The organism is Kitasatospora sp. NPDC036755 (assembly GCF_040636595.1).
Lineage (GTDB): Bacteria > Actinomycetota > Actinomycetes > Streptomycetales > Streptomycetaceae > Kitasatospora.
Genome location: NZ_JBEZUT010000369.1, coordinates 1 through 8,101, shown reverse-complemented (window position 1 = coordinate 8,101; position 8,101 = coordinate 1). Strand labels below are relative to the sequence as shown.

Genomic DNA, 8,101 nt, shown 5'->3' with positions numbered 1-8,101 from the left:
GCGGCGCCGCCGGGGAGGGTCCCCGGGGCTGTCCGGGGGGGGGCGGGGGGGGCGGGGGCGCCCTGGGCGTCGCCCTGGGGGGGGGGGGGGGGGCGCGCGGCGCCCCCCCCCCACGCCCCGGAGGCCAGCCGGGCGGCCAGCGCGGCGGGCGTGGGGGCGTCCGCCAGGTCGGGCAGGGTCAGCCGGACGCCGAACCCGGCGTGCACCCGGGCCAGCAGCCGCTCGGCGGCGGGCCGGTCGCCGCCCAGGTCGTAGAAGCCCGCCGCGGGGTCGACCGACTCCCGGCCGAGCACCTCCGCGAACAGTCGGCACAGGACCTCGGCCGCTTCCGGCCGCTGCTCGGATCTGTGCGTCTGCTGGACCCCGGACATGTGACTCTCTCCCTCGTGCGGCTGGCCCCCGCGGTGGCGGGAGCGGCGAGCTGGGTTGACCTCGGGGCGGTCGGCCCGGTGGTCGGCGGAGCGATGTTGCGGTCGTTTCGCGGTGCTGGGGTGTGCTTTTCGTGACGTCCGTACGGCACACGGGTGCGCGGGTGCGGTGTGCGGTGTGCGGTGTGCGGTGTGCGGCGAGGCGTGCGGGCGCGGGCGGTGCGGGTGCGGGCGGCGCGGGTTCGGGGACGCGCCGGTGCTGTTCGATGCACGCGCGTAGACGTCGGACGCGGGACGGCGCCGGCGGCGTGCCGGAGCGGCCGCGCGGCGGTGGGGTGCTGCGGTGGTGGACGTGGTGCGGCGGTGCGGGGCCGTCGGGTCCCGCCGGTGCGGTGGGCTCCGCGGTGGCGGGTGGGACGGCGCGGGGGAGCAGCCCGGTGAGGGGCGGCCCGGGCGCGGTGCGGCGCGGGGCGGACGGTGGTCCGCCGGGTGCGGAGCGCCGAGGTGGGGGTGGCCGGGTGAGCGGCCGCTCGGCGAGGCCCCGTACGGAGGCCGGGTGGCGTCCGGGGGCCGACGGCCCGACGGCGGTGACCGGTGCGCGGTGGGCGCGGGCGGCCCGGGTCAGTGCCCGGTGGCCGGGGTCACTGCTCGGACAGCTGCGCGATCAGGCTCTTCGGCCGCAGGTCCTGCCAGTTCTGCTCGACGTAGTCGAGGCAGTCCTGCCGTCCGGCGGCGCCGAACACCTGCTGCCAGCCGGCGGGCACCGGGCTGAAGGCCGGCCACAGCGAGTGCTGGCCTTCGTCGTTCACCAGGACGAGGTAGCTGGCCTCGGGGTCCTCGAACGGGTTCGCCATCGTCGGTTCCTCTCTGTTCGGTTCCGGATCGGAGCAGTGCGAAAAGGGGAGGAGCGGGGTGATCGGGCGGAGCCGTGGCTCAAGGCCCCCAGCCGGAGTCCTTGCCGAGGGCGGCGTGGAAGGCGGCGTCGTGGGCGGTGACGCCGTGGGTGGTGAGGGAGAGCGTGGACGACTGCGGCCGGGCGTGGAGCCGGAGGCTCGGCACGGTGGCCGGTGGAACGGTGCGCATCCCGGGCATCTTGTGGACGCGAACGGCAAGGCTTGGCATCGCGAATTCCTCTTCCTGAGGAGGGCGGTCTGCCCTCTTCGCTCTGACAACGCATCCTGCCGAAGGCCCAAACGTGCGTGGAAGCTCTGACTGTGATCGTGAACACGCAATGCGGGAACCGGAAGCCTGGTCAGATCGTGTCAAATGCAGACAGACATGATCCAAGTCCCACCCGGTTCTGTCAGATCAGTGGTGGGATCCCCCGGTGGGGGACTCCGGTGACCCGGGCGGACATCGCAGCGCGGGATCGGGCACCCCGGCGCCGCGCCGGGAGCCCCGGCGCAGTTCCTCCCGGACGACGGGCCAGTCCTCGGCCCACGACGGGCCCGGCCCGGTCGGCGACTCCAGGGCGAGCGTCGCCAGATAGGCGCGCTTGAGCGCGGCGCGTTCGTCCTGCACCCGGCCCGCCGACTGCTCGATCCGGCGCAGCCGGGCGTGCAACCGCTCCAGCGCGCCCCCGCCCGTCAGCAGCCGCCGCGCCTCGGGGCCGAAACGGAAGCCGGGGGCCAGCAGCGGCCAGGCCGACCGCCACACCCGGAACACCTCGCGGTGGCTCGGCCCCCACTCCCGCTCGGCCCGGGACAGCCGCTCCAGCGCGGCGGCCTCGGACGTTGCCGTACAGGTTTCGCGCAGCGCCCGGGAGAGCGCACCCCAGTCCTCGCCCGGCGCGTGCCGCAGCGCCGCGTGCAGCAGATGGGCCACCGAACCGTGCACCACGGTGCGCGGCCACCGCTCCGCCGCCGCCTCGGCGAGCACCGCGCCGGTGCCGCCCACCAGCACCCAGACCTCCCGCACCCCGCGCTCGGCGAGCCCGGCCAGCACCCGCGGCCACTGCTCCCCGTCCGCGGCCGGCCACAGGCCCAGCACCTCGCGCCGGCCCTCGACGGAGACCCCGAGCGCCAGGTGCACCAGCGGCCCGCCCGAACGCCCGCTGCGCACCGAGTCGACGAAGACCACCGGGTAGACCGGGTCGAGCCGCCGCGCGCGCCGCTCGGCGAGCTCGTCCAGCACCTGGTCGGTGATGGCCGATACGGTCTCCCGGCTGAGCTCCACGCCGTACACCTCGGCCAGGTGCGCCACCAGCTCGCCCGAGCTCAGGCCGCGCGCCGTCAGCGAGATCACCAGCCGGTCGAGCCCGGGCAGCCGCCGGGCCCGGGGGAGGACGGCCTTGGGCGTGAAGCTGCCCTCACGGTCCCGGGGCACCCGCACCTCGACCGGGCCGATCTCGGTGAGCAGCCGTCTGGCCCGGGCGCCGTTGCGGCCGTTGGTTCCGGAGCTGGAGCCGGAGCCGGTTCCGGTGCCGGAACCGGAGCTGGTGCCGGAACCGCGCAGGTGCTCCTGGAGTTCGAGCTCCAGGGCGCCCTCGATCAGCTGCTTGGCGAAGGCCTGGAGGATCCCGCCGTCGCCCAGCAGCCGGACCGCGCCGGAGCCGACCTGCGCGGCGGCGGCCTCCGCCAACTGTCGTACCAGGCGCTGGTCCACCAGGCCGGCGAGGGCGGCGGGCGGTGCCGCCGGGTCGGAGTCAGCTCGCAACTGGGGGTGCCTTCCGTCTGTAGGCCGTTCCGTGCACCGATCGCCCGCCCCGGGCGCCCGACGGGACGCCAGGTGCGATGCGCCGACGATCCCCCGGTCACCGCTGCCGGGTGCGGTCGGTCGCGACCGTCACCGTCGGCTCCCCCGCTTGCGTGCACGGCCGACTACTGTCAGCCGATGATTTCCGCGCCCTTTGGGCGTACACTCACGGCTGTCGGAGCCCGGGGGGCGGCTTCCGAACGGCAGTCACTCCCATCTTGCCGGTTCGGATGCCTGGCGGTAGCCGGTACGGGCATTCGTGAAGGCGCAATGCCGAAGCCGGAAGGATGCCCAGATGTGCCCAACCCAGGACAACTGCGCGGAAACGGGTGCACCCCAGCTCTGCGACCGGGGCATCGAGTTCTACCGCACGGCGCTGGCCGACGGGGAGGCGACCGGCGACGCCCCCGAGTGCCTGATCGCGATGGGGCTGCTGCGCCCGCTGCCCGGCCCCGGCGAGCGGCTGGCCCCCGTCCCGCCCGACATCGCCGTCACCGGGTTAGCCAGGCCGATCGAACTCGCCGTCCTGGCGCACCAGGAGCGGCTCGCCGCGCTGCACACCTCCTTCCACACCGCCGAGCACGCCTACCGCGACGTCATGCGGCAGGCCAAGCTGCCGATCCGGGTGCTGACCGGCGAGGAGATCAACCTCGCGCTGGAGAAGGCCGTCGCCGCCTGCTCCGAGGAACTGCTCACCGCCCAGCCGGGCGGCGGACGCGGCCCCGACCAACTCGCCGACGCGCTCCCGCGCGACCTCGCCCTGGCCGGCCGCGGTGTGCGCCAACGCACCCTCTACCAGCACACCGTGCGCTCGCACGGGCCGACGCTGGCCTACATCGAGCAGGTCACCGCCCAGGGCGCCCAGGTGCGCACCCTGAACGAGGTCTTCGACCGGGTGATCATCTGCGACCGCTCCACCGCCTTCATCCCGGCCGGCGCCGACCGGGAGGCCGCGGCGATGCTCATCGAACTCCCGCCGCTGGTCGAGTACCTGCTCAAGATCTTCGAGCTGATGTGGGAGCGCGCCGAGCCCGTCACCTACCAGAACGGCCACCACCGCCCCCGGCTGCTCACCGCCCGCACCCGCCAGAACGTCCTGCGCCTGATGGTCAACGGCTACACCGACGAGGCCATCGCCTCCCGCCTCGGCATGAGCACCCGCACCGTCTCCAGCCACATCCAGAAGGCCAGCGAACTCCTCGGCAGCCGCAGCCGCGGCCACCTCGGCTACATCATCGCCCGCCAGGGCGTCCTCGACGAACCCCTCGACGAGCTCTGACGGGCCCCGCGCCCGTCGCCGCGAGCGTGACCGGCCGTCCCCGCCCTTCCACGCCTCGTCCGGCGCGGCGCTCCGGGCTCCGCCGGAGGTCTTGGCGCGGTGCTCGTGGAGGGGTCCGGCACGCGGCCGCGCCGTCGTACGGCCGCGCGGCGGTCGGGTGGTGCGGCCGTCCGGCGCTGCGGTGACACGGCCGGGCCGGGGGACGAACGGCGCTGGGCCGCCGAGGTGAACGTGGCTTCCGGCGGCCGGGGTGAACCCGGGGCCGACTGAGGGGGATCGGCGGGGGCGGTGTGGTGGGGGCCCTTATGACAACGGCATTGACGTGTGGCGGTGCCGCCGGTTTCATGGCTCGCACTTCCCGCCCGCGTCACCCCCCACGACCGGGGCGGGAGTTCCCCCTCACCCGCGCACCCCCACGAGCAAGGCGGTGATCCGTTGGCATCGACGGTGAAGGACACGGGCGGCGGCCCGAGAGCGGACGCGCGACACTCCGGCGTCGAGATGCGGCAGTCGATCGGCCTGCTGGACGGAGTGGCGATCGCCGCCTCCAGCACGGCCGCCACCAGCAGCATCGGGATCGGCCTGGGCCTGATGGCCGGGGTGGTCGGCCTGCACCTGCCGGCGATCATGCTGCTGGCCTTCCTGCCGGTGCTCGCCATCGCCGGCGGGTACGGGCGGCTGAACGCCGTCGAGCCGGACGCGGGCAGCAGCTACCGCTGGGTCGGTCGCACCCTCAGCCCCTGGCTGGGCTTCCTGACCGGCTGGGTGAACACCGTGGGGACGATCGTCTTCATGGCGTACACCACGACCGTCACCGGCTCCTCGGTCATCCAACTGCTCGACCAGGCCCACCTGCGCAGCGTCGCCGGGCTGCGGCTCGACGCCGACTCGACCGTCCAGTGCACCCTGCTCGGCCTGGTGGTGCTGGTGGGCGCCGCCCTGGTCGCGGTGCGCGGGCTGGATCTGGCGGCCCGGCTGCAGAAGGCGCTGCTGGTCTTCGAGTACGCCGTGCTGCTCGGCTTCTGCGGCTACGGGCTGTTCGCCGGCGACCAGCCGTTCTCGCTCCAGTGGTACAACCCCTTCGACATCCCCTCCTTCGACGCGGTCGCCCAGGGCATGGTGCTGGCGGTGTTCTGCTACTGGGGCTTCGAGTCGGTGTTCAGCGTCGGCGAGGAGGTCCGCGACCCGCGGGACGCCTCCCGGGGCGGTTTGATCGCCCTGGTGGTGATGCTGGCGTTGTTCCTGCTCGCCGGTACGGCCTTCCAACGGGTGCTGCCGCTCGGCGAGTTGGCCGACAATGGCGCCCACGGGCTGACCTACTTCGGCACCAAGCTGGCCCAACAGCCGCTGGCCGCGCTGCCGTTGATCGCGCTGATGTTCTCCGCGGTGGCCTCGCTGCAGTCCTCGGTGATCCCGACCGCGCGGGGGATGTACGCGATGGGCCGCGACCGGGTGCTCGGCCCGGTGTGGACCAGGCTGCACCCCCGGCACGCCACGCCCGCCGTCGGCACCCTGCTGATCACCGGTGTCGCGGTCGCCCTCGCGCTGGCCTCGATCGCCATCCCGACCGTCAACGACCTGATCTCGGCGGCGGTCAACGCGATCGGCATCGTCGTCGCGCTCTACTACGCGCTGACCGCCGTCGCGGCCGCCGTCCGGTTCCGCGGGCTGCTGCGCACCAGCCCGCTGGAGGGGCTGCGCGCGGTGGTCGGGCCGCTGCTCGGCGCGGCGGCCCTGCTCGCCGTCGGCGGCTACCTCGCCTGGACCTTCTACGACTCCACGGACCACTTCGAACTCTCCGCCGACAACGGGTGGTTCGAGCTGTCCGTGGTGATCATGATGATCGTCAGCGGGCTGCCGGCGGCGGCCTGGGCCCGCTGGCGGCGGCGCTCGCCGTACTTCCGACGGGCGGACGCGGCGACCGAGTAGCCCGCACGGCCCACGCCCGTACGGCCCACGCCCGTACGGCCCACGCCCGTACGGCCCACGCCCGGGCGCCACGCGCGTCCGGGCACGGCCTTCGACAGGGCACCACGCGCGACCATGCGCAGCAAGGCACCACCACGCGAGAACGGAGCACCACCCATGACCCAGGCCGATCTGGTCTTCACCCACGGCCCCGTCCACACCGGCGACGCGGCCCGCACCCGGGCGAGCGGTCTGGCGGTCGTCGGCGAGCGGATCGCCGCCGTCGGGCACGACGAGGTCCGTGAGCTGATCGGGCCGGGGACGGAGGTCGTCGACCTCACCGGCAAGCTGCTGCTGCCCGGCTTCCAGGACGCGCACGTCCACGCGGTGTTCGGCGGCGCCGAGCTGGCGTCCTGCGACCTCACCGGGACGGTCGGCGTCACCGACTACCTGGCGCGCGTCCGGGCGTACGCCGAGGCCAACCCGGAGCAGGAGTGGATCACCGGCAGCGGGTGGTCGATGGAGAGCTTCGAGGGCGGCCTGCCCACCCGGCAGCTGCTCGACTCGGTCGTCCCGGACCGGCCGGTGTACCTGACCAACCGGGACCACCACGGCGCCTGGGCCAACACCCGGGCGCTGGAACTCGCCGGAGTCACCGCGGACACCCCCGACCCGGCCGACGGCCGGATCGAGCGCGAGGCCGACGGCACCCCCGGCGGCACGCTCCAGGAGGGCGCCACCGCCCTGGTCGCCCGGCTGCTGCCGCCGTCCACCGCCGCCGACCGGCTGGACGGGCTGCTGCGCGCCCAGCGCCTGCTGCACTCGCTCGGCATCACCGGCTGGCAGGACGCGCTGCTCGGCGAGTTCAACGGCCAGCCGGACCCGTCCGACGCCTACCTCGCCGCCGCCCGCTCCGGCGCGCTGACCGCCCGGGTGACGGGCGCGCTGTGGTGGCAGCGGGAGCTCGGCGCCGAGCAGATCCCCGAACTCGTGCGGCGGCGCGCGGAGCTGAGCCACGGACGGTTCCGGGCCGGCTCGGTGAAGATCATGCAGGACGGCATCGCGGAGAACTTCACCGCCGCGATGACCAGCCCGTACCTGGACGGCTGCGGCTGCGCCACCGCCAACTCCGGCCTCAGCTTCGTCGACCCGGCGGCGCTGCGCGGGTACGTCACCGCCCTGGACGCGCTCGACTTCCAGGTGCACTTCCACGCGCTCGGCGACCGGGCCGTACGCGAGGCGCTGGACGCCGTCGAGGCCGCCCGCACCGCCAACGGCCGGCGCGGCACCCGGCACCACCTCGCCCACCTCCAGGTGGTCCACCCGGACGACCTCCCGCGCTTCGCCCGGCTCGGCGCCGTCGCCAACATCCAGCCGCTCTGGGCCGCGCACGAGCCGCAGATGGACGAGCTGACCATCCCCTTCCTCGGGCCGGAGCGGGCCGCCTGGCAGTACCCGTTCGGCGCCCTCCAGCGGGCCGGCGCCACCCTGGCGGCGGGCAGCGACTGGCCGGTGAGCAGCCCGGACCCGCTGGCGGGGCTGCACGTGGCGGTCAACCGGATGGAGCCGGGGGCCACCGACGGGCGGGTCTTCCTGCCCGAGCAGCGGCTCGACCTGGGTTCGGCGATCGCCGCGTACACGGCCGGCAGTGCCCACCTGAACGGTCACGAGGACGCCGGGGTGCTGGCGGCCGGGCACCTCGCGGACCTGGTGGTGCTCGACCGGGACATCCTCACCGGCCCGCCGGAGGAGATCGCCGCGGCGCGGGTGGAGCGCACCTACGTCGGCGGCAGGCTGGTGCACCTGGCGGTCGAAGAAGTCGCCCTCCAGACGGTAAGTCTCTTCTTCCGAG

Annotated in this window: 7 protein-coding genes; 3 read left to right on the top strand and 4 right to left on the bottom strand. The window is 74.7% G+C overall.

Annotated features, from left to right (window positions below; translation table 11 throughout):
* From AB0E96_RS35260 to AB0E96_RS35245, 4 genes are all read right to left on the bottom strand, one after another.
* Positions 1-371: acyl carrier protein (locus AB0E96_RS35260; RefSeq protein ID WP_359829924.1), on the bottom strand; the 371-nt coding region annotated here is incomplete at its 3' end.
* 638 nt (positions 372-1,009) lie between these two features.
* Positions 1,010-1,222 carry an MbtH family protein gene (locus tag AB0E96_RS35255; protein WP_359829922.1) on the bottom strand — a complete coding sequence of 71 codons (213 nt, stop codon included), beginning with the start codon at positions 1,220-1,222 and terminating at the stop codon, positions 1,010-1,012.
* Between the two features lie 79 nt (positions 1,223-1,301).
* Positions 1,302-1,490 carry a hypothetical protein gene (locus AB0E96_RS35250; RefSeq protein ID WP_359829920.1) on the bottom strand — a complete coding sequence of 63 codons (189 nt, stop codon included), beginning with the start codon at positions 1,488-1,490 and terminating at the stop codon, positions 1,302-1,304.
* A gap of 186 nt (positions 1,491-1,676) precedes the next feature.
* Positions 1,677-3,023 carry an IS256 family transposase gene (locus AB0E96_RS35245; RefSeq protein WP_359829918.1) on the bottom strand — a complete coding sequence of 449 codons (1,347 nt, stop codon included), beginning with the start codon at positions 3,021-3,023 and terminating at the stop codon, positions 1,677-1,679.
* A 334-nt stretch (positions 3,024-3,357) separates the two neighbouring features.
* On the opposite strand from AB0E96_RS35245, the gene AB0E96_RS35240 reads away from it, so the two are divergent.
* The 3 genes from AB0E96_RS35240 to AB0E96_RS35230 form a co-directional block, all read left to right on the top strand.
* Positions 3,358-4,341, top strand: a complete 984-nt coding sequence (locus AB0E96_RS35240) for a LuxR C-terminal-related transcriptional regulator (protein WP_359829916.1) — start codon at positions 3,358-3,360, stop codon at positions 4,339-4,341.
* Positions 4,342-4,842: 501 nt separating this feature from the next.
* The gene (locus tag AB0E96_RS35235; protein ID WP_359829926.1) at positions 4,843-6,270 is read left to right on the top strand and encodes an APC family permease; all 1,428 of its coding nucleotides are present in this window, start codon (positions 4,843-4,845) and stop codon (positions 6,268-6,270) included.
* 156 nt (positions 6,271-6,426) lie between these two features.
* Positions 6,427-8,101 (top strand): amidohydrolase (locus AB0E96_RS35230; protein WP_359829914.1); only part of this gene is annotated, 1,675 nt, incomplete at its 3' end.

What these genes read in the sequence shown, in the direction of transcription:
- AB0E96_RS35255 (WP_359829922.1), bottom strand. Translation starts at nt 1,222, where the DNA reads ATGGCGAACCCGTTCGAGGACCCCGAGGCCAGCTACCTCGTCCTGGTG.
- AB0E96_RS35250 (WP_359829920.1), bottom strand. Translation starts at nt 1,490, where the DNA reads ATGCCAAGCCTTGCCGTTCGCGTCCACAAGATGCCCGGGATGCGCACC.
- AB0E96_RS35240 (WP_359829916.1), top strand. Translation starts at nt 3,358, where the DNA reads ATGTGCCCAACCCAGGACAACTGCGCGGAAACGGGTGCACCCCAGCTC.
- AB0E96_RS35235 (WP_359829926.1), top strand. Translation starts at nt 4,843, where the DNA reads ATGCGGCAGTCGATCGGCCTGCTGGACGGAGTGGCGATCGCCGCCTCC.